This window comes from Moritella yayanosii, from assembly GCF_900465055.1.
GTDB classification, from domain to species: Bacteria; Pseudomonadota; Gammaproteobacteria; order Enterobacterales; family Moritellaceae; genus Moritella; species Moritella yayanosii.
In genome coordinates this window covers 879,409-902,432 of sequence record NZ_LS483250.1, presented here as the reverse complement: position 1 = coordinate 902,432, position 23,024 = coordinate 879,409, and the positions used below count along the sequence as shown (strand labels likewise).

Below are 23,024 nucleotides of genomic sequence, written 5' to 3'. Positions count from 1 at the left end.
TATTGAAATTTTTGGTTAAATTATGTCAGTGGTTAATCGCTTTAAGGATTCAAATGTTTACGTCTCGTATATATACCCGTTCTACATTCATACTCACTTGTAGCCTTGTGCTTACGGCATGTACTGGTGCGCGTCCCCATAATTTAGGTATTGTTAATGCAACGTTAGCACCTTGTCCTGAAACACCTAATTGTGTATCAAGTGACAGCTTAGACGAAAGTCACTATGTACCAGCATTCAAATTAGAAGCGAGCTCTGAACAGGTATGGACTGAAATAAAGCTATACCTAAACTCGCAAAGCAATATGGAAATAGTGAGAGAACGTAACGATTATTTATATGTTGAAAGTACAAGTACACTCATGCGTTTTGTTGATGATTTTGAACTTCATCTGCGTGAACAACACGGTATTATTGCCGTTCGGTCTGCATCTCGATATGGGCAATCTGATTTTGGCGTGAATAAAGATCGTGTGGATGCGTTATATTTATACCTAAGTGAGAAGGGCTTAGTGAGTGAAGCAATTAGATAATTGCTTCACTCGAACGGGCAATACATTTGTGTGTATTACCGGTTGATATTCTGCGTTACCAAAGTCTAAAAATAGTTGAGCAGTTTTCGGTAATAATCATTGGTTTCCATTAAGGTTTTATGATCCCCTTGGGCAACAATAGTCCCTTCGTCCATGACGATGATCTTATCCATCTTTTGTAACATTAATGGCTTGTGGGTGATCAACAGTAAACTTTGCTGTGATTGTTCCAGTTGCTGAAATAGGTTGGTAATGATTGTTCTTTCACTGTGGCGATCAAGTCCTTTGGTAGGTTCATCGAGAACGAGCACCTTTGCATTTCGCAATAACACTTGCGCTAAACATAATCGTTGTTTTTGACCACCAGATAAACCAGAACCTGTCTCTCCTAACCACGTCTTAAATCCATTCTCTAACTCATCAATAAAATCGATTAACCCCACAACCTGACATACATCACGCATTTGTGATTCTGTTACTTTCGGGTTGGCTAAACGCAGGTTGTCACCAATCGTGGCATGGAAAAGGTGGCTGTTTTGGCTCATCAATGCAATGTGTTCACGTAATGATTCTGTATTCAATTCATTTAAATCAACGTCATTAATGGTGATACCTGGTGTTAATTTATCGACTATATCGGACTGTGACGTATTGTTCGATGGCGGAATAGGCCAGAATCCCATTAATAGATTAGCTAAGGTTGATTTACCCGCACCACTGGCACCGATAATCGCAATTTTATCACCTTGTTGAATGATAAGATCAATATCTTTTAATACATAGGCATAACCATCAGGATAAGTGAAACTTAGATTATTAAACTTAATTGGACCTGTTGTTACTAAAGTATCACCACCAAGGTCGGGAATAGGCTTATCAATAATTTCGAACAAACGAGCGGCACTGGCATGCACTTTAGGTAATATTTGGCAGGCGAGGGGCATATTAATGACTGTTTCGAAACAAACTAAAATGAGCAGTGCACCACTAGCAACAAACTCCGGCTTTAAATCGCCTATTTGTACCAGAGGTACGAGTAGATATAAGCTTGCAAACACGGTAGCGTTAATGGCTAAAAATGTTAAAGCCGTGGCTAATGCTTGCAGACGGTGTAAATGTAATTCAGCGCGGTGATAACTTTCTGACACACGATTGATCGACTGTTGATATTGATGTGAAATTTGATAAACCAATAATTCACGCATTGCTGCCATGCCGTCGACTAATTCAACTTTTAGCTCACTTGAGAGTTTCGCTTGTTGTTGTGCGCGCTTTTTACTTAATAATAAAATGAATATTGGTAACACAAAACCGACGAGGGTTAATGCACCGACAATAACCAACGCGAGCTCGGATGAAATAAAACTCACCCCCCAGCCAACCAATGGAATACTACAAATAGCAACGAATGTAGGGAGCAACACTCGTAAGTAAAAATTATCCAGTTCATCGATGTCTTGTTGCAAACGAGCAAGAATATCGGCTGACTTAAAGTTAACACGGTAGTAGGGCAATAACGGCTCTAAGCGGGTATAAAAATAGTAACGTAATGCAGCCAAGGTATTAAATGTCGCCCGGTGTGTTAACAAACGTTCAGCATATCGGCCTGCTGTACGTACGATTGCTAAAAAACGGATAATTGCGGCAGGCGTGAAATAGTTAGCTGTTACACCAGACAGTCCCGCAATGGCCATGATGGTAATGAACCAACCGGAAACTGCGAGCAAGCCAATATTAGCCATTATGGTGATAATCGATAACAAGGTACCGAGTAACATTAAAGGGAGCTGTGGTTTAAGGAGTTTCATCAATCTAACTAATGGATTCATACGTTCATCTCCATATCGATGTTAACAGTATTTGCATAGCTGCCATTGAGCGCAAGTAATTCTGTGTGGGTACCTTGTTCGATTATTTGACCTTGTTCTAATACAATGATCTGTTTCGCGTCAACTACGGTATGTAGACGATGGGCAATAACAATAACCAAATGCTGTTTGGCATATTCAGCGATACTATCACTGACAATTTGCTCGGTATCTTTATCTAAATGGCTACTGGGCTCATCAAGAATAAGCACATCCGGCTGGTGGTAAAATGCGCGTGCTAATGCTAATCGTTGAGATTGACCACCAGAAATACCCACACCACCTTCACCAACATGGGTATTTAACCCATCTTTTAATTGCGCTACAAAATCCGCAAGGCCGACACTGGTTAATACTTGTTGGATCTTAGCGTCGTCATAGTCTTCTGTTAACGCGATATTGAACCCAAGACTGCCGTAGAAAATGTGGCCTTGTTGTGCGATCCAACCACAATGATTTAACCAAGTATCACGCTCTGCAGCTGTGTGTTTAGTACCGTTGATCGTCATTGAGCCACTATCAGGGGTATTAAAACCTAAGATGGTATCAATTAGCGTTGACTTACCCGCGCCACTTTCACCAATAACAGCATATAGACCGTGATTAGATAGCGTTAAGTTAATATTTTTAAGTGTGTTTTTACGACCTGAATAGGTGAAGTTAACATCGGTTAAGGTGATATCGAAAGGTGCTTTAAACTGTGTTTCAGTTTGGTTTTCTTTAATCGGTGTCGTGAGAATTTGTATCATATCTTGGGCAGCGGTAACACCAGCCATCTTAGCGTGATACTGAGTACCTAGTTGTCTAAATGGTAGATAGAATTCCGGGGCAAGTAACAACACCCACAGCGCTAATAAATAATCAACATCACCATAATAAAGTCTAAAACCTAAGATCACCGCAACAAGTGCAATGGCAATAGAGGCCAAAAACTCTAACATGAATGAAGAAAGAAAGGCGATCTTTAAGATCCCCATGGTTTGGTTACCATAGTCTTCACTAATGGTTTTTACTGCAGCCATTTCTTGGCGCGATGCGTTGAATATTTTAAGCTGAGTCAGCCCTTGAATAATATCAAGGAAATGGCTGCTCATGCGCAGTAGTTTGGTCCAATGTTTTTGGTTTAGATCATGCGCTTTATGGCCAATAATGATCATAAACATCGGCACCATAGGCGCCGTTAGCATTAACACTAAACCAGAAAGCCAATCCATAGGGAATACGGCAAATAACACCGCGCTTGGGATCACCGAACAGTAAGCGACCACAGGTAAGTAACCTGAGAAGTAATCTTCGAGTGAATCAACACCTTGATGTAGCAGTTGGGCTATTTTGGCGCTGCCGATAGTTTGTGTTTTTGCGGGACCCATTGCGAATAAGTGCTGCAACAATTGTTGTCTAATTGACACTTTTATTAGCATGGCTGCATGACGACTGTAGCGCTCACTGATATAGCCGAATACAGTACGCGTAATAATGATGGCAACTAAGCCAAATAATAACGGGGTTATTTCTGCAAGAGTTTTGTTTGAGAATATAATTTCGTTGATGATGCCAGCTAAAATAGCCATTTGAACAATCATCAAAATGCCATTAAATGCGCCTAATGCAATTGCTTTACTTAAGCGGCCTTGGGCATGAGTACGTTGGCTCTTTAGCCAAGTTAAACGTTCTTTTTGCGTGTAATCGGTTTTAACTGATTCTGTCATTGGGTAGCCTGAAATTGGAGGAATATTGAAACAATAGACCCTGAAATTGGAGGTTTAGAAACAGACGCCCATCCTTGGGCGCAAAGCTTAATCCTAACTTTTCATAAGTTTAATTATGCTAAGTTACTTTTCATTATTTTCATTATTTTCATTATCCTGATCTTTTGCTACGTTATCCGTATGCTGTTCCATTTCGTACCACATTACATTGATGATACCGAGCGAAACAGCCAGTAAAACACCTAGGATCCAACTGAAATACCACATGGTTTACTCCTTAATAAGATGTATAGTTGTTATCTTCAATTTCTTCACGAGTTACCGTTCGCCACATTTTCTTATAACACCAAGCGGTATAACAGAGGATGATTGGTAAGAAGACCACAACGACAATAAGCATGATGTTTAATGTTTTTTCACTTGATACTGCATCCCATAACGTTAAGCTGTGATTAGGCATACTGCTTGAAGGCATAATAAATGGGAACATAGAGAAACCCATGGTTAGAATCACGCCCGCAATTGATAATGCACTTGCAGTAAACGCTAAACCACCTGGCTTGAAGCGTGCAAGTAAGCCAGCGATAACCGCCATCACAATACCAGTGGTTGGTAATAACCAAAGTATAGGGTGTGCATTAAAGTTATTTAACCAAGCACCCGTTGCAGTTACTACCACTTTTGTGGTTGTTGGTTGTGCAAGGGCAAGTGGGTCAATGGTGTTTTGAATGATAAAGCCATCAATTGAAGTGGCAATCATTAGGCCTGCAAGGCTAAAGCTAACAACCAGTACGGCTGAAAATATCTGCGCTGCTTTTGCTGAACGCGCTGCCACATGTTCATCTGTACGCATTGATAACCAAGTTGCACCGTGCATAAGCATCATAGATACACTCACTACACCACTAATAAGTGCAAACGGATTGAATAAAGCCAAGAATGAACCTGTATATGTAACACGCATAAATTCATCAAAGCTAAATGGAACACCTTGCAGTAAATTACCAAACGCAACACCGAACACTAATGACGGAACCATACTGCCAACGAATAATGCTTTATCCCAGTTGTAACGCCATGTTGGTGAATCAATTTTACTGCGATAGTCAAATCCTAATGGACGTAAAAATAGACAGAAAAGTGTCAGCATCATGGCAAAGTAGAAACCACTAAATGCCGTCGCATATACCATTGGCCAAGCCGCGAATAAAGACGCACCTACGGTGATAAACCATACTTGGTTACCGTCCCAGTGCGCGGCAATCGTATTAATCACAACACGGCGTTCAGTATCATCTTTTGCAACGAATGGCAGTAAGCCACCCACGCCCATATCCATCCCATCCGTGACTGCAAATCCGATAAGTAATATCCCGATGATTAACCACCAGATAAGTTTTAAGCTTTCATAATCAAACATAATCTAAGCCCTTAGTATTTGTCTTGACGTAATTGTGGTGATGCTTGTTGCGCTTCTTGCTCAAAATGGTAACGCCCAGTGTGTAGTGAACTTGGCCCGATCTTGACAAATTTAATCATTAGCCACATTTCAATCGCGAACAAAATGGCATAAACAAGGACAAAGGCAATCAAAGTAAAGAGTACCGAGCTTGCATCTAGGCTTGAAGTCGCCATGAAGGTCGGTAAAATCTCACTGATAGCCCAAGGTTGGCGACCAAACTCAGCAACAAACCAGCCTGTCTCTATCGCAACCCAAGGCAATGGTAAGGCAAATAAGATGGCTTTTAATAACCAGCGTTTTTGTTCAATAACACGGCGCGCGTTGTAGTAGAAGGCCAAGACGAATAAGACAAACATAATAACGCCACTGCCGACCATTATCCGGAATGCCCAGAATATAGGCGCTACTGTTGGAATTGAATCGTCAACCGCCATTTGAATTTGTTCTTCAGTCGCATCGACAACATTATCGGTATAACGCTTGAGTAATAACCCATAACCTAAATCTTGCTTAGTTTCATTGAAACGTGCAATGTTTTCAGGCGTTTCTTCACCATTACGGAGTTTTTGTAAATATTCATAAGCGATCATACCGTTACGAATACGTGGTTCATGTTCTTTTTTAAGATCACGTAAGCCAGTTACTTCGCCGTCAAGTGAACGGGTGGCAATAATACCTAACGCATATGGGATCTTGATCGCGTAATCCGTTTCCATGGTTTCATCATTTGGAAAACCAAAGAGGGTAAATGCGGCAGGTGCTGGTTCGGTATGATATTCGGCTTCAATCGCGGCCAGTTTAACGCGTTGAACCTCACCAACTTCATAACCAGATTCATCACCCAGTACTAAAACAGAACAGATCGAAGCAATACCGAATCCGGCAGCAATAGAAAATGAACGTTTAGCAAACGCTATATCACGGCCTTTTAATAAGTAATAGCTACTGATACTCATGACAAACATAGCGCCTGCCACATAACCAGCAGAAACAGTATGAATAAATTTAACCTGGGCAACGGGATTGAACACCAGTTCACTAAAGCTAACCATTTCCATGCGCATTGTTTGGTAGTTGAATTCACTGCCGACTGGATTTTGCATCCAACCGTTTGCAACTAAGATCCACATCGCTGACAGGTTGGCGCCGATTGCCATTAAAAAGGTGGCAGCCAGATGTTGTCTTTTACTTAGTCTTTCCCAACCTAACAAGAACATACCAACGAAAGTAGATTCGAGGAAGAATGCCACCAGACCTTCAATGGCGAGTGGGGCACCAAATACATCCCCCACATAATGTGAATAGTAAGACCAGTTAGTACCGAACTCAAATTCCATTGTTAAGCCTGTTGCGATACCAATGGCAAAGTTAATTGCAAAAAGCTTACCCCAGAACTTAGTCATATCACGGTAAATAACACGGCCCGTCATCACGTATACTGCTTCCATGATAAACAGGATCCAAGTCATACCGATTGTTAATGGTACAAAAAGGAAATGGAATAGAGCGGTGATGGCGAACTGCCAGCGGGATAACTCTACTAAGGTTTCATTAATCATTTTAAGGACACTCCACTAGATTAATTTGAATCAGAATTTTTTTTATTTGGGAATAATTGATCTTTAACAGATAACATTTTGGAAACACCCGCGCCCAACTTCATTAATCTACTGAGTTGCTCTGGATTAAGACGTTGTAATTCTGCAGCCCATTCAGTGATCATTTCGAGTAGATCATGAATTTCTTGCATTTTACCTTGAGCATACTCGTCACTTGCATCTGTTGGTGTTTCTAACAATGAAGCACGTAACAAAGATAGCGTTGGATCAATTTCACGTTTACGGCGTTCTTTAAATACCGTATTCGCCATATCCCAAATGCTGCCAATGGCACTGTAGTATTCTTTACGATCACCTGGAATGTGGCTAACTTGGATCAACTGCCATGATTGCAGTTCTTTAATGCCCATGCTGACATTGCCGCGAGAGATACTTAATCCACTGGCAAGGTCATTGGCGCTGAGTGGTTCTTCAGAAATGACAAGAAGCGCATACATTTGGCCAACAGTACGGTTAAAGCCCCAGCGGCTGCCCATTTCACCGAAGTGATAAACAAAAGATTGGTTTTGTGTGGATATATTCATATTCTGCCTAACGAACTTTCAGAAATTTCTGAAAGTTTAAATCACTAGCTGTAATTGATCAAGGTCAAATACAGTGTAAATAGCTTTGGAAGTGTAAAGTTTTGTTGATTTATATCAAAACGCTATAACGAGGGATTGATTTAGTAAAGACTTGTTATAAACAGGATTTAATGACACCCTGTAGCCATTCTTAGGCGATTGTGATTTAGATTAACTTAATTAAACCATAAAGCATTTTAAATTAAGTTAATTTACATAAGGTTAATATCTATATAGGTGATCAGATATTAACCTGATTTTATGTGTATCAATTGTCTGTTTATAAATAGTGCATAGTGGATAAAATTCTTGATTTAACCGGTTGGTATTGCGAACCGATCCCACATGCGTATAAAAAGAAAATGTGCCGATTATTTTGTACTGTTTAGATTATAAAAATAAAAGAGTAAGCATCGGTGATGTGATCAAGGTGACGGGTAATATTGAGAAAGATCTCGCGGCAATTGAAAATAACCTTGTCTGGTTCGCTTTTTATGGAAACCTTAAAACCACTTATTAAATATACAGTAAAAACTCAGAGTTCGGAAAAACCTGAGTTTCAACTGATTTATATTTAATAAGTAGCTGTTTAATACCTACTTAGTGTCGGTTTACCTCTATTTATGGCGGTTTTCTAAACATTGGACCACTTCTGTTAGTGGCACTTCTTCTTTTTGCAATAGCACGAGTAGGTGATACAGTAAATCAGCACTTTCATTCACTAATTCATCTCGGTCTTTTGCAACAGCAGCCAATGCAACTTCAACCCCTTCTTCACCGACTTTTTGTGCACAGCGTTTAGTGCCTTGTGCAAATAAACTTGCTGTGTAGCTTTTTTCTGGGTCCGCTGTTTTACGTTGTTCTAATATTTTATCTAGTTGTGCGATAAAAGTAAGGGCGGGTTTGTTTTCTGTTACGAAACAACTTTCGGTGCCGAGGTGGCATGTTGGACCACAAGGTTTAGCGGTGATAAGTAATGTGTCGTTATCACAATCTTTGGTGATCTCTTGCACTAACAGGTAGTTCTCTGAAGATTCACCTTTTGTCCATAGACGTTGTTTAGTACGGCTAAAAAATGTCACTTTACCTAATTCGCGTGTTGTCGTTAAAGCCTCTTCATTCATATAGCCCAACATCAATACTTCACCTGATAACGAGTCTTGAATGATGGCTGGCATTAAACCATCTACTTTTTTCCAATCAAGTTGGCTAATTTGTTCGTTTGTTATCATGTTCTGATCTCCACATCTTGATCTCGTAGATAGTCTTTTAGTTCACTAATATTGATGATTCGCTTATGAAATACACTTGCGGCTAATGCCCCATCAACGTCTGCATCTTTGAATACACTGTTAAAATGAGCCATTTCACCGGCACCGCCAGATGCGATCAATGGTATTTTACAGATTTTACGGGCTTTAGATAATTGCACTGTGTCATAACCGCCACGAACACCGTCTTGGTTCATCACATTAAGTACGATTTCACCCGCGCCACGTTTTTGAACTTCTTTGATCCATTCAAAGGTAGTCCACTTGGTCACTTGGGTGCGAGTTTCATCACCGGTGAACTGATAAACCTTATATTCTTGGGTATCTTCATCAAAATAACTGTCGATACCAATCACAATACATTGCACGCCAAACTTAGCCGCAAGACGGTTAATTAAACTTGGATCTGCCAGCGCTGGGGAGTTGATTGATATTTTGTCTGCGCCAAACTCTAGAATACGCGCTGCGTCTTCTTCACTTTTAATACCACCAGCAACACAGAAAGGAATATCAATTACTTCTGCAACGCGGCTTACCCAGCTTTTATCAACGACACGATCATCAGCACTGGCGGTAATATCATAAAATACTAATTCATCAGCGCCTTCTTCAGCGTAACGCTTAGCAAGTGGAACGATGTCACCAATTAATTCATGATTACGGAATTTAACCCCTTTGACGACCTTACCATCTTTAACATCTAAACACGGTATTATGCGTTTTGCTAACATATTACATCTCCAGGAAATTCTTGATTAATTGTGCACCCGCTTTACTTGAACGCTCTGGGTGGAATTGTACACCGTAGAAATTATCTCGATTCACAGCCGCAGTAAACGGTACGCCGTGGGTACAGGTTGCAATCGTGTGGCTGCCAACAGCCAGCGCATAACTGTGTACAAAATAGAAATAACTGCCACTCGGAATATCCTTGAATAATGGATGATCTTGCTGTGGATCGATCTGGTTCCAGCCCATATGAGGTAGTCGAACACCTTCACTTGGCATATGTTCAATACTGCCACTAATTAAACCAAGCGTTGCCACATCATCTTCAGCCGAGAATTCAGCCAGTAACTGCATACCTAGACAAATTCCCAACACTGGTTGAGTGAGACTTTTGATTAATTCAATCAGTTCACGCTCAGCTAAGTTTTTCATTGCTTCTTGCGCAGTACCAACACCGGGTAAGAATAATTTATCGGCGTTACGTAATACGTCGGCTTCGCGACTTATTGTTACCGTATAACCAAGGCGTTCAATAGCAAATCTTACCGATGACAGGTTGGCACAACCGGTATCAATAATAACAACCTTGCTCTTTAATTTATCATTACAATTTTTTTGATCCATTAAAGCACTCCTTTTGAGCTTGGTAGCACATCGCCTTCGACTTTAATGCATTGGCGCAGTGTCCGGCCAAATACCTTAAATAAACTCTCAACAAGGTGGTGGGTATTTTTACCTTCAACCTTAAGGTGCAGCGTCGCCGCCATGCCATCACTTAAGGAGTGGAAAAAGTGTGGCACCATCTCGGTTGCAAATTCACCAATATGATCGCGGGGGAAGTTTGCATTAAATTTCAAGTAAGCGCGGCCAGATAGATCCAGAGAACAAGATGCTTCACATTCGTCCATCGGCAAAACAAACCCGAAACGGCCAATACCACGTTTGTCGCCTAATGCTTGCTTGATCGCATTACCTAGCGCCAGTGCTGTATCTTCAACGGTATGGTGATCATCAATGTGTAGATCGCCAGTGACGCTAAGTTTTAGCTGAAAACCGCCATGTGTAGCAATTTGATCTAACATATGATCAAAGAATCCCATACCGGTATCGATAATGTTATCACCTTGGCTGTCGAGGTCGACATCAACTTGGATATTGGTTTCTTTCGTGGTGCGGGTTACACTCGCAACACGGTTACCTTTATTCAGTATTTGCTGCTCAATCATCGGCCAATTTAAGTTATCGCTATGATAGAAGATCCCTTCAATACCCATGTTTTCGGCAAGTTGGATATCAGTGATACGATCACCAATCACATACGAGTTAGCAAAATCGATTCGACCAGACTGCAAGTATTCTTTTACCATACCTAAATGCGGTTTACGGCAGTTGCAGTTGTCTTCGGTAAAGTGCGGGCAGAGTAATACGGACTCGAATTTAACACCTTGCGAAGCGAACAACGCAATCATGGCATTTTGGGGGATATCAAAATCACTTTGTGGGTAGCTATCAGTCCCAAGCCCATCTTGATTAGAAACAATGACCAGTGTGTAACCCGCATGTTGTAATTTGAGTAACGCTGGGATCACGAATGGTTCAAACTTTAGCTTTTCTAAACTGTCGACTTGCTTATCGCTAATTGGCTCAACAATTAATGTGCCATCACGATCAATAAATAAGAATTTTTCCTTGCTCACATCGGGCTCCTGCTCGTTTATTTTTATTTTTTAAGACTCTTTATTTAAGAGAGTACGGACTTTAAAGCGACTAATGTAGTGTTCATTTCAGCCGCGCTGCCTAAGGTGATTCGAATACAGTTTTCTAATCTTACTTTGGAATTAAAATCTCTTAATACAATACCTTGTTCGCCTAATAAGCTAAACACTTTTTGGCCAGCGTCAAATTGAATTAATACATAATTACCCGTTGCAGGGAATACTTTGTTGATGCCCTGTAATTGATTTAACTCGTCGATAAATGCCCTGCGCATACCATTAAGTTGTTGTACCCGCGTTTGCATCACTGTGATACCAGATTCTGTTAACGCTTGACTGGCTATTTGTGCGACCGGCTCTGGAACAGGATAAGGTGCAATTACTTTTGACAGTAAACCAATAACCGTTTCACTGGCTAATGCAAAACCACAACGCAATGATGCTAACGCAAATGCTTTTGATAGCGTTCTTAAAATGACCAGGTTATCAAAATCTTGTAATAGGTGTACTTGTGATGCTTCGGGGCAAAATTCGATATAAGCTTCATCACATACGATAAGGGCTTTATCTTTCGCTGCGATCAATAAATCCGTTAATTTATCAGTATTGAGTAGATTACCGGTTGGATTATTTGGCGCACATAAAAATACAATATTCACTGTGTCTAACTGCGCTTTGATCGCATCATAATCTGGGTCGAAGTTCACATCTAGATCTTGCTTTATGATACTAACACCACAGGTTTCAGCACTGATTTCATACATACCGTAAGTCGGTGGGTTAATGAGAATACTATCTTTACCCGGCTCACAGAAAGTCCGTATCAGCAGTTCAATCGCTTCATCAGCACCACGAGTGGTGATAACTTGTGCTGGTTTTACACCTGCATAATCGGCATACCCATTGATCACAGATGCAGGTTGAAACTCTGGATAGCGGTTTAAGCGACTGCAGTCTAATGAATAGTGGCCTGAATCAGGAGCTTCATTGGCATTTAACCAAATGTCACCTGTACCACCGATTCTACGCGCTGATTGATATGGCGTTAGTTCTTGTATGTTCTTCCTTGCGAGTGTTGTTAACTTGTGGCTCATTGCATTGCCCCCAAACGTTCGATTCTGATTGTGACGGCACGTTTGTGTGCGTCGAGTCCTTCTGCATCAGCCAGACAAGTGACCGTCTTCGCCAAGCTCTTGAGACCATCTTGGGTTAACTCCTGAACAGTGAAGCGTTTGGTAAAATCTGCAAGCCCTAAACTTGAATAGGTTTTAGTGTAACCATAGGTTGGTAATACATGGTTAGTGCCACTTGCATAATCACCGACAGATTCTGGAGACCAAGCCCCTAAGAAAATTGAACCTGCATGTTTTAGTTTCGGTAACAAACCACGTGCATTGTCAGTTTGAACAATTAAATGCTCTGGAGCATAGAGGTTACTAATTGCAATCGATGTGTCGATATCATTGGTCACAATGATTAAACTTGATGCAATGGACTGTACCGCTATGTCCTGTCGTGATAAACACGCTAATTGTAGTTCAACTTGTTGAGAAACTTCTGCCGCTAGTTTGGCCGATGATACAACCAGTATTGATTGCGAATCGGGACCGTGTTCAGCTTGCGAAAGTAAGTCGGCGGCAATAAAACCAGCGTCAGCGTCAGCATCGGCAATCACCAATACTTCGGATGGACCAGCGGGAATATCAATCGCAGCACCTTTAATATCCATACTTACTTGGCGTTTAGCTTCTGTTACAAAGGCATTACCAGGGCCGAATATTTTATCTACTTTGTTGACCGATTCAGAGCCATAAGCGAGGGCTGCGATTGCTTGTGCGCCACCCAGCGTATAAATTTCGGTTACACCACATAATTGAGCGGCAAACAAAATTACATCGGCGACCGGAGGTGGTGTTGTTAATACAATACGTTCACAATTTGCAATGTTAGCCGGTGTCGCAAGCATGAGTACAGTTGATGGTAGTGGGGCGGTGCCGCCAGGGATATATAAACCAACAGAATCAAGCGCAACCGTGTGCATTTCACACACCACACCAGGCATTGTTTCTACACGAATCGTATCTTGTACTTGCGCTTCATGAAAAAGATGAATGTGTTGTCGTGCTTGTTTGATCGCTTGTTTGGTTTCATTGTCTACGCGTTGGCTTGCGGCTTCAATTTCAGCCGCCGTCACACGTAAACAATCTATTTCAACTTTATCAAACTTTGCGGTGAGTGCTTTTAAAGCGTTATCACCTTCATTTCTCACTTGAGCAATAATATCGGTAACGATGTCACCTATTTTTGCTGAGTTTGATATGGCAGGGCGCATTAATAATGCGGATTGTTCTGCCTGACTAAGTTGATCCCATACTACTGTTTTCATGCTTGATCCTCCCTTAACATTGCTTGTGCATGTTTGCTACTAACCGAGCATTTTCTCAATTGGTAATACTAAAATTGAACTTGCGCCTAACTGTTTAAGTTCTTCCATTGTTTCCCAGAATAACTTCTCAGTACTAACCAAGTGTACCGCAACCATATCGTCAGTTGATGCAAGTGGTAATACCGTTGGGTGTTCTGCACCTGGAAGCAGCGCAATGACAGCATCTAGTTGTGATTTTGGTGCGTGTAGCATGATGTATTTACTTTCTTTCGCTTGCATTACACCTTGAACGCGAACCATTAGGCGATCAACTAACGCTTGTTTATCTTTAGATAATGGCGCTTTTGCTTGGATTAACACGGCTTTTGAGTGGAAAATATCTTGCACTTCTTTAAGACCATTTGCTTCAAGTGTTGCGCCCGTTGACACCAGATCACAGATTGCATCAGCAATACCAGCGCGAGGGGCAACTTCAACAGAACCATTAAGCATCACTGATTTAAAGTTTATACCTTGTTCGTCTAAATAACGTTTTAGCAGTTCAGGGTATGACGTTGCAATACGTAGACCTTCAAGTGATTGAGGGCCTTGGTAGTCAAATTCTTCAGTTGTTGCAATTGATAAACGGCAGCTACCAAAAGTCATACGCTTAAGCCTTTTATATTCAGCAGGTTGGCCAAGACGTTTACGCTCTAACTCTTTTTCTTCTAATTCGTTTTCACCAATGAAGCCTAGGTCAACAACGCCATCCATGATCAAACCGGGGATATCGTCATCACGTACACGAAGCAGATCAATCGGCATATTTTCACAGTGCGCGATCAGACGTTGTTCGCGCATGTTAATTTTAAGCCCCATTGCTTCAAGTAGGTTTTGAGATTCAGTGCTAAGACGGCCTGATTTTTGAATTGCGATTCTTAGTCTTGGTTGGTCATTTTTAATTTCTAACATTGTCGTCCTTTAACCTTGTCAAAATAATTGTTTATAAACGAAAAAACCCCCGAAAGATAAATCTTCCGAGGGTTTTTCTAAATGAGTTCCGGAAGCTTGCGTGCATACACCTCCAGTCAACAGCCTGAAAGCTAATCAAATATGATGATGGTGATGCACGTTTACTTTCAGAGTGTTATTCATAAGTTTTTTCCAGTTAGTATGTTGTTACTAATAAGTGTGGTTGAGTTCACAATAGCAATCTAGGATAAAATTGCAACGCTTTTTAACTATTTTTTATAACTATAATATATAAAATATTTATATCAAAAACTAAACGGAATCGAAACTAAAGATAATTACTCATCTGAATAAGCTAAATCGATATGCTTATTCAGATGAAGTTTAAGGTTTTCAAGGTTGATATTGGCTTTCACAAAATAACTCGGCGAGAGTTCTATTGCGCGTTCAAGAAAGTATACCGCTTCACGATAACGACCTTCTAATATTAGAAAGTAACCGATATCATTATACGCATGTTCTGTTGGCATAACCTGCTTCAAGGTTTGTAATGCTCTTGAGTACATGCCCTTACGGACATAAACTAAGCCTAAATCTACCCAAGCTCTAGAAAATAGGATATCGATGTCGATGGCTTTTTTAAAATTTATTTCAGCTTCAACGTAATTTCCAGACAGATAATGAGAATATCCAATATTAGTGAATAGAATTGGGTCTTGTGGTGTTATCGGTAATATTAAGTTTAACAATGCGCGTGCTTTTTTGTGAGCGCCTTTAAGATCATTAATGATAGCGAGCCCCATGTAAGCTTGTAATGGTGATTGTTCATCAAGCTTAACATAGCCCTTTACAGGTTTGACTTGATTAGTAAGGCGTTGTTGATCTGTGGTTATCGCTTTCGTTAATAGTACTAACGCGTCTTGTTTGTTTTTTTGAGCTAAATATATAATACCAAGCTGTGTTTGAGCTAAAACATGTGCCGGTTCATCTTTAAGTACTTGTCCAAATGCTTTTCTGGCCAGCTCTTTATTGTTCTTTTTAACTTCAAGTAAACCAATTTTATAAAATAACGCTGTATTGGTCATGCTTATTGTTGGCTTGTCTTCATCACTAGGCTGTAACTTCAATGCTTTGGCAAAGAGAACGATGGCTTTGTCATATTGACTATTTTGTTCAGCGGAAATAGCTTGTGATAGCGTGGTTTCTCTTGAATCTGGCGGAACGTCTGAAAAGTTGAGCCGACTGCCACCCGTTATGGTGGTAGTGCAACCCGTTAAAAGAGTAACCCCTATAATGGCACATAACCAATTTTTGATTCGATCTGATTTTATAATCAAAATGCATCTCCCCAAACACTCATCACTTTTAGTATTGCAGGTCCGATTGCGACAATAAAGAAAGACGGCCAAATACAACACATCATAGGGAAAATCATTTTTACGCCTAATTTAGCGGCGTTCTCTTCTGCCGCCTGCAATCTTTTCTCACGGTATTCATCAGAATATATGCGAATAGTTGCTGCTACACCAGTACCCAGTCTTAAACTTTGAACAATGACAGAATTCAGACCTCGAATATCTTCCAGACCCGTCCGGTCGCTAAATTCTTTTAGTGCTTGTTGTAATGTTAGGCCATATCGCACTTTACTACAGACGAGGTTAAGCTCATAAGAGAGATAAGGGTGTGCAAGTTTTAATTCTTTTGCAACACGTTGAAATGACTCAAGTAATCCTAGGCCTGATTCGCAGCACACGATAAGTAAGTCAAGCGCATCTGGGAAATACCGCTTTAAATCAGCCATTCTACGGTTGGCGATTTTTTTTAATATGATACCCGGTAAAAGATACGCGGTACCCAGTACAAATAAAATGATATAGACAGTCGTGGATGTCGAATAAGTTGAAATTTGATTGATTAATAGCGTGACTAGCACGCCACTGCTCAAGAGTAATAATAGTTTAATAGAATTGAATATTTTTAATGCGTCTTGAGAATGAAAACCTGCGTGAATCAGCAGTTTTTTTGTGGATGAGTCACCTTTGTAATGTTTGTTGATAAAAGGGATATGGTTTAATTTATCAATAGTATGTTCTAGTGATGACTCATATTCTTTAGCTAAGTCGTCGGGTTGTGTCGATTCTTTAGAGAGTTTATTTAATTGTTTTTTAACGGGAGAATAAAGTCCCGATACTAATGATGAAAGAGCTATTGCTAGGGTTATTCCCGCAATACCTGCGATAAGATAAATAGCCCACTTAACCATGACTGGGTCGGCAAACGTTGTTTCAAAAAGCTGTATAATTTGATTCATTATTATACCTCAATCTTAATTAATTTACTTATCCACCATATACCAAGCAACATGCCTATGCCGCCCCATTTAAGAAGGTTTAAACCCTCTGGAGTATTAATTAGAATACTGATGTAATCTGGGGATGAAAGATAAAGCACTGCAAATAAAACGAATGGTGTTAACACAAGTACCCAACCTGACAGTCGTCCTTCGGCTGATAATGTCTTTACACGGCGTTTGAAGGTAAACCTTTGTCGAATTATTCTTGATAAGTTGTCTATGTTTTCAGCTAGGTTACCCCCGGTCTCTTTATGGATAGAGACTGAACTGCAAAAGGCCATCGCAGAGGTACTTGGTACACGTTTAACAAAGCTTAACAAGGCAGTATGCACATCATTACCGTAATTAATGCGATTAAACATAAGCTTAAATTCATCAGACAGTTCACCTTCAAGTTCTTCATAAACAAGTTTAATGGAATCACTAAAAGCATAACCTGCTTGCAATCCGCGTTTAAGTATGTCTAATGCTTCGGGGAACTGTTGCTCAATCCTTTCCATGCGTTTGTTTATATTGCGGTTTAATATTAAGTGCATAATGGTAAAAGTAATAATGACACAAAATACTGTAAAAACCATATCCAGACTGATAAACCATGCTGTTATGGCTATGATAAGCGACAAGACAAGAGTCAGTATTAGATATTGATGACCTAACATTTTGGAACCAGAAAGTTCCATCTTGTAGGTGTAATTGTAAACTAGTGGTAATGATTCTATCTGCTGCAAGAAAGGGGGCAGAGATTCCACTTTTTTATTGATTAAAATCTCCGCTTGTGCATCATCATCATCCGCTAAAGATGCTAGATGCTTACGTATATGTTTAGAGTTAGCTCGCTGTGGGCTATATACTGAGATGAAAAAACCTTGAAATAACAATACTACAGCTGCAAATACCAAGAGTAAAAACATGACTTGAGAACTCATACATTTACCTCTTAAAATCCGTTGGACAGCATATCGACAGTGAATAGGCTGTGAGGAATGTCAATACCTTTATCTTTGAGTTTACGCGCAAAGGTGGGGACAACGCCTGTAGCGGCATATCTACCCTTAATGCTGCCATCCTCATTTTTACCTTCGCGTCGGAAAGTGAAAATTTCAGACATAGTGATCATGTCACCCTCCATTCCGGTGACCTCTTGGATGCTGGTAATACGACGCTTGCCATCTTCTTGTCGTTGTAACTGCACTACCAAATCAATGGCCGATGATATTTGAGTTCTGATGTTATGAATTGGCATATCAAACCCTGCCATGCATATCATATTTTCTAATCGTCCTAAGCCATCACGTGGTGTGTTAGCGTGCAGCGTTGTCATTGAGCCTTCGTGACCCGTATTCATCGCAGCTAACATGTCTATCGCTTCGCTGCCACGTACTTCACCGATAATAATTCGATCGGGACGCATCCGTAAACAGTTTTTTACCAACTCACGTTGGGTGACTTCACCTTTACCTTCGATATTCGCAGGTCTTGTTTCTAACCTAACCGTATGTGGTTGTTGTAGCTGTAATTCAGCTGAATCTTCAATGGTAATGATTCTCTCATTGTCGGGTATATATCCGGACAAAATATTCAATAGTGTGGTTTTACCACTACCCGTACCGCCAGAAATTAAAATGTTTAATTTACCTAATACAGCCGCTTGAATTAGATCTGCCATCGGTTGAGTCATCGAACCATAGTCAATAAGTTGCTGTGCCTGTAGCTTATCAACAGTAAAACGACGAATTGATAATGCAGGACCGTCAAGCGCAAGTGGGGGGATAATGGCATTGATACGGCTGCCATCTTTGAGCCGGGCGTCGACCATTGGCGATGACTCATCGATTCTTCTGCCTACGCTGGATACGATGCGGTCGATGATATTTAATAAATGTTTATCATCATAAAATTGAACTGATACTTGTTCTAATTTCCCATTTCGCTCGACAAATATTCGGTCATAACTGTTGACTAAAATATCCGCGATTGTCGGATCTTCGAGTAAGGTCTCAAGCGGACCGAGTCCTAATATTTCATCTGTGATTAATTTAATTAAAATTTGCCTAACATCGAGACTAATTGGTCTGGTTTGTTTATTCAGAAATTGATAACAAGAATTGGCAATTTTTTCTTTGGCAATCTCAGGGGGTAAGGTTTCTAGCACTGAGAGATCAAGTTGAGTTAACAATTGACCAAATATTTCTTGTTTGGTCTCCATATCGCTAGCTGTTAACATACTAAAAGGATCGTTTTTTTGGTTGTTTACAAATTCCATTATAGTCTCCGAAATATTTTAGTTAATAAGGTTGTTTTCACCGGAATCTCAATTGAGAATAACGCCCCGATAATATGTGATACCTCATTCTGTATTACTTTATGATCAGCTACTTTTAATAATGGTGATCCTGAATCGATGCCTGCATTGGCCAGTTGATAATTGTTGCTAACAACATATAAGCTTTCGATGCCCAGAACTTTTTGTATGTCGGTGAGTGATATATTACTATTTTTAGCCGAATATCGATTAACGATGACATGTAATTTATGTGTATCTATCCCTAGGTTCTGAGTTAATTGCTGAATCATTACTTTTGCTTCGCGAAGACTGAGTATGTTTTGCTGTATCACAATCAGAATTTTAGATGATAAATTCAATAATGGTATGGTGAAATGTTCAATACCACGTGATAAGTCAACCAATACAAGATCGTGATTCAATTTTATTTTCCAGACTAGTTGGTCTAAACCGCGCAAAATTTGTGGGTTGGTGTTGAGCTGAGTGTACGGTTTACTGGCTAATAGGCTCAGGTTATCCCTTTTTAGCATCATTGATTTAATGGCTGTATTATCTAATTTATCTAATTCATTTAGCGCATCAGTTAAATAATAATTAGCATCAAAATTAAACGTGTCAGCAAGCGAACCATAATTTAGATCTGCGTCTATAATAGCAATCTCTTGGTTCGATAAATTGGCGCTAATCTCACCTAAGCAACTGGTGATAAAGCTGGCTCCTGAGCCTGGTTTACCGTTGATGACTGTATATAGTGGGGCTATTTTACTGGCTTGCATTAACTCATTAGCGGATGTTAGTAATGAGTTGATCAATTCTTTTTTGATATCCTGTACAGAAATAATGTCTTTCACTTTGAATTGCACAGCGGTTCGAATAAGCTCATTCCTAATGTTGTCTGCAACTAGGATGAAATTAATATTATGTTTGGCTATTTCTTTAATGTCATTTATAGTCTTATGGTCATCACTATCTAGTACGAAGATAACCAAATTATGATTGTTTAAGTTACTCTCTAATGTGGTGCAATAATCTACTTTTAAATTTGTAACTGAAGCTAAATACGTGGACAAATTCTGGCGCAGTGCCGAGTTTGGGCAAACGACTAAACAATTTAGTGGAAAAGGCAATGCTTGTGCATCTCGATCTATTGGCACGGAGTGACTGTCACTAAATCCAATTATATTATTTGAATTTTGGTTGCTCATTTATGATTCCTTACCAATAAATAGTTACTAGTCTTAAATTATAATTATGTTGGCGTACATAACGTTGTCGTATTGGGTGTCACGCCTAAACTCTCACTTGGTAATGTCGTTGAAAATGTAGGTGAATCTAATGTTAGAAATAATCCTGGAATTAATAATTGGTGCTGATAATTGATGATATCTACTTTGACAAAATGAATGAAATTCGCGTCAACAGAGCTTAGTACTTGAGTCCCGTTATCCATCAGGTATTGAATTTGTAAATTTGCTGCTGAAAGGTTCGGAATGATGGGTTGGTCATTGAATAGTGAAATCGAGATCATGTCATCAAAAGCGACAATGTTGGTGGTATCAAAATAGCAAACTGCCGCCAATCTCGCGCCTCGTCGTGTGACTTCCGTTAGTACATTCCAAGTGAAAAATAGCCGACCAATTTCTAACACGGCAAATAAAAGTAAGAAAAATAAACTACCCGCTATAGCAAACTCCACAGCATATACACCTTGTTGTTTACTGTGATTGTCGTTAATCATTAGAACGCCCTCATTGTATAGGTTGATACTAGTGGGAAACTCATATCAATATCATTACCTAAGCCAAAGGTAGTGAACATGTCAGAAAATAAAGGTTGCCAAGGATAAGAAACACTAATAGTGACAAATTCACCAGATAAACTTAAGTCTATGGTACTCGACGTTAAGTTTGGTAGTAGGGGCGTTACTGAGCTTGGACCGCCATACTTTATATATGCTGTAACTTTAGTTGCTACGCCCGGTCTTATTTCATATACACCGGTGCCGAGTTTGGCGTTACCTGCTAAATAGCGGGATGCATTTCGTACTGTTTTATTAAGGGCATTATATTGATACAGTAACCGACCGAATTCGGCAGTCGCAAAAATTATGAGTAAAAGAAAAGGTAGGATCATCGTAAGTTCAATCGCGGCAAAACCTTGTTCGTTACGATTTTTTGAACCGCCTATTTTGATTGTTTTTCGCAACATAACGCCTCCTAAGAATCAGAGCTTCCTGGTACATGAAATAATACAATTTTATATGGACCATCATTGTCCACTGGAGTGATAGATGGAGTTCCACTATCAGTACAGTTTCCTCCACTATTAATGAACTCGCCCACGACATAGGAAGTTGGTCCTGAACTACCCACTTTTTGGGTCATAAAAAAACAACCCACATCAAGGAAATCAAGATCGTTCGCGCCATTAGTTGTACCGCTACAATCAGCGATAACAACCTGTAAAATACGACGATCAGAGCTGGCAACCTGTGACCCGTCGCTCATTTCTGCTATGATATTACCGCCCGATATCGGGTTAGTGGCATCGCATGACGTGTTAGCGTCACTGAGATATTGGGCTACATCGCTATCGTAGTCATTAAATGTATATGATTTAGCCGCAGCACCGGCTTCAAGCGCGTTACCATTCTCATCAAGCTCGATCGTAGCGCCTTCGCATATATTGGTATCTCTTAGGTGATCTGTCGAATTAACAGGTCCATGCCATTCTCCCATCCGTGTATTCAGTCCTTGTGCAACAGGTCCAACTGTATTACCTGGTTCTGTTGGTACTGATTGATTGCTTATTCCTGACGTGAAGCAGACAGTGCCCAGATCCGTATCACCAGCCATTGCGGCTCGGATGTCTGCTGCCCCGGTATTGGAACCAAGACGAAGTAATTGAAAATTTCCGGGACCGATTGGAGCATTTGAATTTGAACCAATTTTCATTAAATTTAAACTGTATTCTTTTAATCCATATTCATTAGCGCCATCTATACCTGCGTTTGCAGTGTCTGCACAAACGACCATAGGGACTAAGTCTTGATAACAATTACTTATATCAGAACTAGGACCTGATAGTGCTGTCGCTGAAACTTGTTTATTAAAACTGAACACATCAGCGAGAAAGTTATTTAGCTCTAACTGATATAAAGATACTTTCACGTACTTTGCGCTTTCATTATTATCTTGAATAAACGGGTCTGGTAATTGCGAAAATTCTACATTCAACTGCGCCGTCATCTGATCGAGACCATTATTCACACTTGAAAAATCGATAGCACTGGCTAACTCATGGTGATCGTTATGCGTTATGTTTAACTCGATCAAAGTGACGACTGCAGCCCTGGCTTGCTCATGAGTTGCGCCTTCATCTAGCTCTGTGGCGGCATGCAAAGCCGCTGCATCGACTAAGTTTTGCAACTTTCCTTTGTTTAGTAATAAATGGCCGCCGTCTAGCGCTAGTGAAGCCATGCCTATAAGAGCAAACAAAGCTATTGTGAACACAATGAGAATGTTACCGTTTTGTTTACTTCTTAAGGTGCTGTTTGAGTTGAGACCCATAATGTAGCCTTT

Annotated in this window: 22 protein-coding genes and 1 other annotated feature; of the genes, 1 reads left to right on the top strand and 21 read right to left on the bottom strand. The window is 40.2% G+C overall.

The features are described from left to right. The first annotated feature begins 53 nt into the window (after window positions 1-53). Window positions 54-533, top strand: a complete 480-nt coding sequence (locus MORIYA_RS04030) for a DUF1499 domain-containing protein (protein ID WP_112712902.1) — start codon at window positions 54-56, stop codon at window positions 531-533. A 65-nt stretch (window positions 534-598) separates the two neighbouring features. Here MORIYA_RS04030 and cydC read toward each other — a convergent pair whose 3' ends face one another. The 21 genes from cydC to MORIYA_RS03920 form a co-directional block, all read right to left on the bottom strand. After that, on the bottom strand, window positions 599-2,362 hold the full coding sequence (gene cydC, locus MORIYA_RS04025; protein WP_112712901.1) for a thiol reductant ABC exporter subunit CydC: 1,764 nt from the start codon (window positions 2,360-2,362) through the stop codon (window positions 599-601). Further along, window positions 2,359-4,110: a thiol reductant ABC exporter subunit CydD gene (gene cydD / locus MORIYA_RS04020; protein ID WP_112712900.1), complete on the bottom strand. Its 1,752-nt coding sequence runs from the start codon at window positions 4,108-4,110 to the stop codon at window positions 2,359-2,361. The genes cydC and cydD overlap by 4 nt, the downstream gene beginning before the upstream one ends. A gap of 123 nt (window positions 4,111-4,233) precedes the next feature. Next, window positions 4,234-4,377 carry a cytochrome bd-I oxidase subunit CydX gene (gene cydX / locus MORIYA_RS04015; protein WP_112712899.1) on the bottom strand — a complete coding sequence of 48 codons (144 nt, stop codon included), beginning with the start codon at window positions 4,375-4,377 and terminating at the stop codon, window positions 4,234-4,236. 10 nt (window positions 4,378-4,387) lie between these two features. Then, entirely contained in the window at window positions 4,388-5,530 is a 1,143-nt protein-coding gene (cydB, locus tag MORIYA_RS04010) for a cytochrome d ubiquinol oxidase subunit II (protein WP_112712898.1), read from the bottom strand. A gap of 11 nt (window positions 5,531-5,541) precedes the next feature. Further along, window positions 5,542-7,131 carry a cytochrome ubiquinol oxidase subunit I gene (locus MORIYA_RS04005; protein WP_112712897.1) on the bottom strand — a complete coding sequence of 530 codons (1,590 nt, stop codon included), beginning with the start codon at window positions 7,129-7,131 and terminating at the stop codon, window positions 5,542-5,544. A gap of 20 nt (window positions 7,132-7,151) precedes the next feature. Beyond that, on the bottom strand, window positions 7,152-7,715 hold the full coding sequence (locus MORIYA_RS04000; protein WP_112712896.1) for a GbsR/MarR family transcriptional regulator: 564 nt from the start codon (window positions 7,713-7,715) through the stop codon (window positions 7,152-7,154). Window positions 7,716-8,371: 656 nt separating this feature from the next. Next, on the bottom strand, window positions 8,372-8,986 hold the full coding sequence (gene hisIE, locus MORIYA_RS03990) for a bifunctional phosphoribosyl-AMP cyclohydrolase/phosphoribosyl-ATP diphosphatase HisIE (RefSeq protein WP_112712895.1): 615 nt from the start codon (window positions 8,984-8,986) through the stop codon (window positions 8,372-8,374). Then, window positions 8,983-9,756 carry an imidazole glycerol phosphate synthase subunit HisF gene (gene hisF, locus MORIYA_RS03985; protein WP_112712894.1) on the bottom strand — a complete coding sequence of 258 codons (774 nt, stop codon included), beginning with the start codon at window positions 9,754-9,756 and terminating at the stop codon, window positions 8,983-8,985. Before hisF ends, hisIE begins: the two co-directional genes overlap by 4 nt. 1 nt (window position 9,757) lies before the next feature. Continuing rightward, a complete protein-coding gene (hisH, locus tag MORIYA_RS03980) occupies window positions 9,758-10,378 on the bottom strand; it encodes an imidazole glycerol phosphate synthase subunit HisH (RefSeq protein WP_112712893.1) in 621 nt (206 codons plus the stop codon). Further along, window positions 10,378-11,451 (bottom strand): bifunctional histidinol-phosphatase/imidazoleglycerol-phosphate dehydratase HisB, encoded by a 1,074-nt coding sequence (gene hisB / locus MORIYA_RS03975; protein WP_112712892.1) that lies wholly within the window; start codon window positions 11,449-11,451, stop codon window positions 10,378-10,380. The genes hisH and hisB overlap by 1 nt, the downstream gene beginning before the upstream one ends. Window positions 11,452-11,495: 44 nt before the next feature. Further along, complete coding sequence (hisC, locus tag MORIYA_RS03970; RefSeq protein ID WP_112712891.1) at window positions 11,496-12,563, bottom strand: histidinol-phosphate transaminase; 1,068 nt, start codon at window positions 12,561-12,563, stop codon at window positions 11,496-11,498. Then, entirely contained in the window at window positions 12,560-13,855 is a 1,296-nt protein-coding gene (hisD, locus tag MORIYA_RS03965; protein ID WP_112712890.1) for a histidinol dehydrogenase, read from the bottom strand. The genes hisC and hisD overlap by 4 nt, the downstream gene beginning before the upstream one ends. A 39-nt stretch (window positions 13,856-13,894) precedes the next feature. Beyond that, window positions 13,895-14,806 carry an ATP phosphoribosyltransferase gene (gene hisG / locus MORIYA_RS03960; RefSeq protein WP_112712889.1) on the bottom strand — a complete coding sequence of 304 codons (912 nt, stop codon included), beginning with the start codon at window positions 14,804-14,806 and terminating at the stop codon, window positions 13,895-13,897. A gap of 37 nt (window positions 14,807-14,843) precedes the next feature. After that, window positions 14,844-14,963: a sequence feature (His leader region), on the bottom strand. A gap of 181 nt (window positions 14,964-15,144) precedes the next feature. Further along, entirely contained in the window at window positions 15,145-16,143 is a 999-nt protein-coding gene (locus MORIYA_RS03955) for a tetratricopeptide repeat protein (protein ID WP_232011502.1), read from the bottom strand. Beyond that, entirely contained in the window at window positions 16,140-17,117 is a 978-nt protein-coding gene (locus MORIYA_RS03950) for a type II secretion system F family protein (protein ID WP_112712888.1), read from the bottom strand. The genes MORIYA_RS03955 and MORIYA_RS03950 overlap by 4 nt, the downstream gene beginning before the upstream one ends. Before the next feature lie 2 nt (window positions 17,118-17,119). Next, window positions 17,120-18,085: a type II secretion system F family protein gene (locus MORIYA_RS03945; protein WP_112712887.1), complete on the bottom strand. Its 966-nt coding sequence runs from the start codon at window positions 18,083-18,085 to the stop codon at window positions 17,120-17,122. Window positions 18,086-18,096: 11 nt separating this feature from the next. Then, entirely contained in the window at window positions 18,097-19,422 is a 1,326-nt protein-coding gene (locus MORIYA_RS03940; protein WP_112712886.1) for a CpaF family protein, read from the bottom strand. Next, complete coding sequence (locus MORIYA_RS03935; protein ID WP_112712885.1) at window positions 19,422-20,648, bottom strand: AAA family ATPase; 1,227 nt, start codon at window positions 20,646-20,648, stop codon at window positions 19,422-19,424. The genes MORIYA_RS03940 and MORIYA_RS03935 overlap by 1 nt, the downstream gene beginning before the upstream one ends. Window positions 20,649-20,692: 44 nt before the next feature. Beyond that, window positions 20,693-21,181: a TadE/TadG family type IV pilus assembly protein gene (locus MORIYA_RS03930; protein WP_112712884.1), complete on the bottom strand. Its 489-nt coding sequence runs from the start codon at window positions 21,179-21,181 to the stop codon at window positions 20,693-20,695. Next, window positions 21,181-21,651, bottom strand: a complete 471-nt coding sequence (locus MORIYA_RS03925; protein ID WP_112712883.1) for a TadE/TadG family type IV pilus assembly protein — start codon at window positions 21,649-21,651, stop codon at window positions 21,181-21,183. The genes MORIYA_RS03930 and MORIYA_RS03925 overlap by 1 nt, the downstream gene beginning before the upstream one ends. Before the next feature lie 8 nt (window positions 21,652-21,659). Further along, window positions 21,660-23,012, bottom strand: a complete 1,353-nt coding sequence (locus MORIYA_RS03920; protein ID WP_112712882.1) for a pilus assembly protein TadG-related protein — start codon at window positions 23,010-23,012, stop codon at window positions 21,660-21,662. Between the last annotated feature and the right edge of the window lie 12 nt (window positions 23,013-23,024).

Bases quoted from the DNA above. Each gene is read 5' to 3' on its own strand.
- MORIYA_RS04030 (WP_112712902.1), top strand. From the start codon at position 54: ATGTTTACGTCTCGTATATATACCCGTTCTACATTCATACTCACTTGT.
- cydC (WP_112712901.1), bottom strand. From the start codon at position 2,362: ATGAATCCATTAGTTAGATTGATGAAACTCCTTAAACCACAGCTCCCT.
- cydD (WP_112712900.1), bottom strand. From the start codon at position 4,110: ATGACAGAATCAGTTAAAACCGATTACACGCAAAAAGAACGTTTAACT.
- cydX (WP_112712899.1), bottom strand. From the start codon at position 4,377: ATGTGGTATTTCAGTTGGATCCTAGGTGTTTTACTGGCTGTTTCGCTC.
- cydB (WP_112712898.1), bottom strand. From the start codon at position 5,530: ATGTTTGATTATGAAAGCTTAAAACTTATCTGGTGGTTAATCATCGGG.
- MORIYA_RS04005 (WP_112712897.1), bottom strand. From the start codon at position 7,131: ATGATTAATGAAACCTTAGTAGAGTTATCCCGCTGGCAGTTCGCCATC.
- MORIYA_RS04000 (WP_112712896.1), bottom strand. From the start codon at position 7,715: ATGAATATATCCACACAAAACCAATCTTTTGTTTATCACTTCGGTGAA.
- hisIE (WP_112712895.1), bottom strand. From the start codon at position 8,986: ATGATAACAAACGAACAAATTAGCCAACTTGATTGGAAAAAAGTAGAT.
- hisF (WP_112712894.1), bottom strand. From the start codon at position 9,756: ATGTTAGCAAAACGCATAATACCGTGTTTAGATGTTAAAGATGGTAAG.
- hisH (WP_112712893.1), bottom strand. From the start codon at position 10,378: ATGGATCAAAAAAATTGTAATGATAAATTAAAGAGCAAGGTTGTTATT.
- hisC (WP_112712891.1), bottom strand. From the start codon at position 12,563: ATGAGCCACAAGTTAACAACACTCGCAAGGAAGAACATACAAGAACTA.
- hisD (WP_112712890.1), bottom strand. From the start codon at position 13,855: ATGAAAACAGTAGTATGGGATCAACTTAGTCAGGCAGAACAATCCGCA.
- hisG (WP_112712889.1), bottom strand. From the start codon at position 14,806: ATGTTAGAAATTAAAAATGACCAACCAAGACTAAGAATCGCAATTCAA.
- MORIYA_RS03950 (WP_112712888.1), bottom strand. From the start codon at position 17,117: ATGAATCAAATTATACAGCTTTTTGAAACAACGTTTGCCGACCCAGTC.
- MORIYA_RS03945 (WP_112712887.1), bottom strand. From the start codon at position 18,085: ATGAGTTCTCAAGTCATGTTTTTACTCTTGGTATTTGCAGCTGTAGTA.
- MORIYA_RS03940 (WP_112712886.1), bottom strand. From the start codon at position 19,422: ATGGAATTTGTAAACAACCAAAAAAACGATCCTTTTAGTATGTTAACA.
- MORIYA_RS03935 (WP_112712885.1), bottom strand. From the start codon at position 20,648: ATGAGCAACCAAAATTCAAATAATATAATTGGATTTAGTGACAGTCAC.
- MORIYA_RS03930 (WP_112712884.1), bottom strand. From the start codon at position 21,181: ATGATTAACGACAATCACAGTAAACAACAAGGTGTATATGCTGTGGAG.
- MORIYA_RS03925 (WP_112712883.1), bottom strand. From the start codon at position 21,651: ATGTTGCGAAAAACAATCAAAATAGGCGGTTCAAAAAATCGTAACGAA.
- MORIYA_RS03920 (WP_112712882.1), bottom strand. From the start codon at position 23,012: ATGGGTCTCAACTCAAACAGCACCTTAAGAAGTAAACAAAACGGTAAC.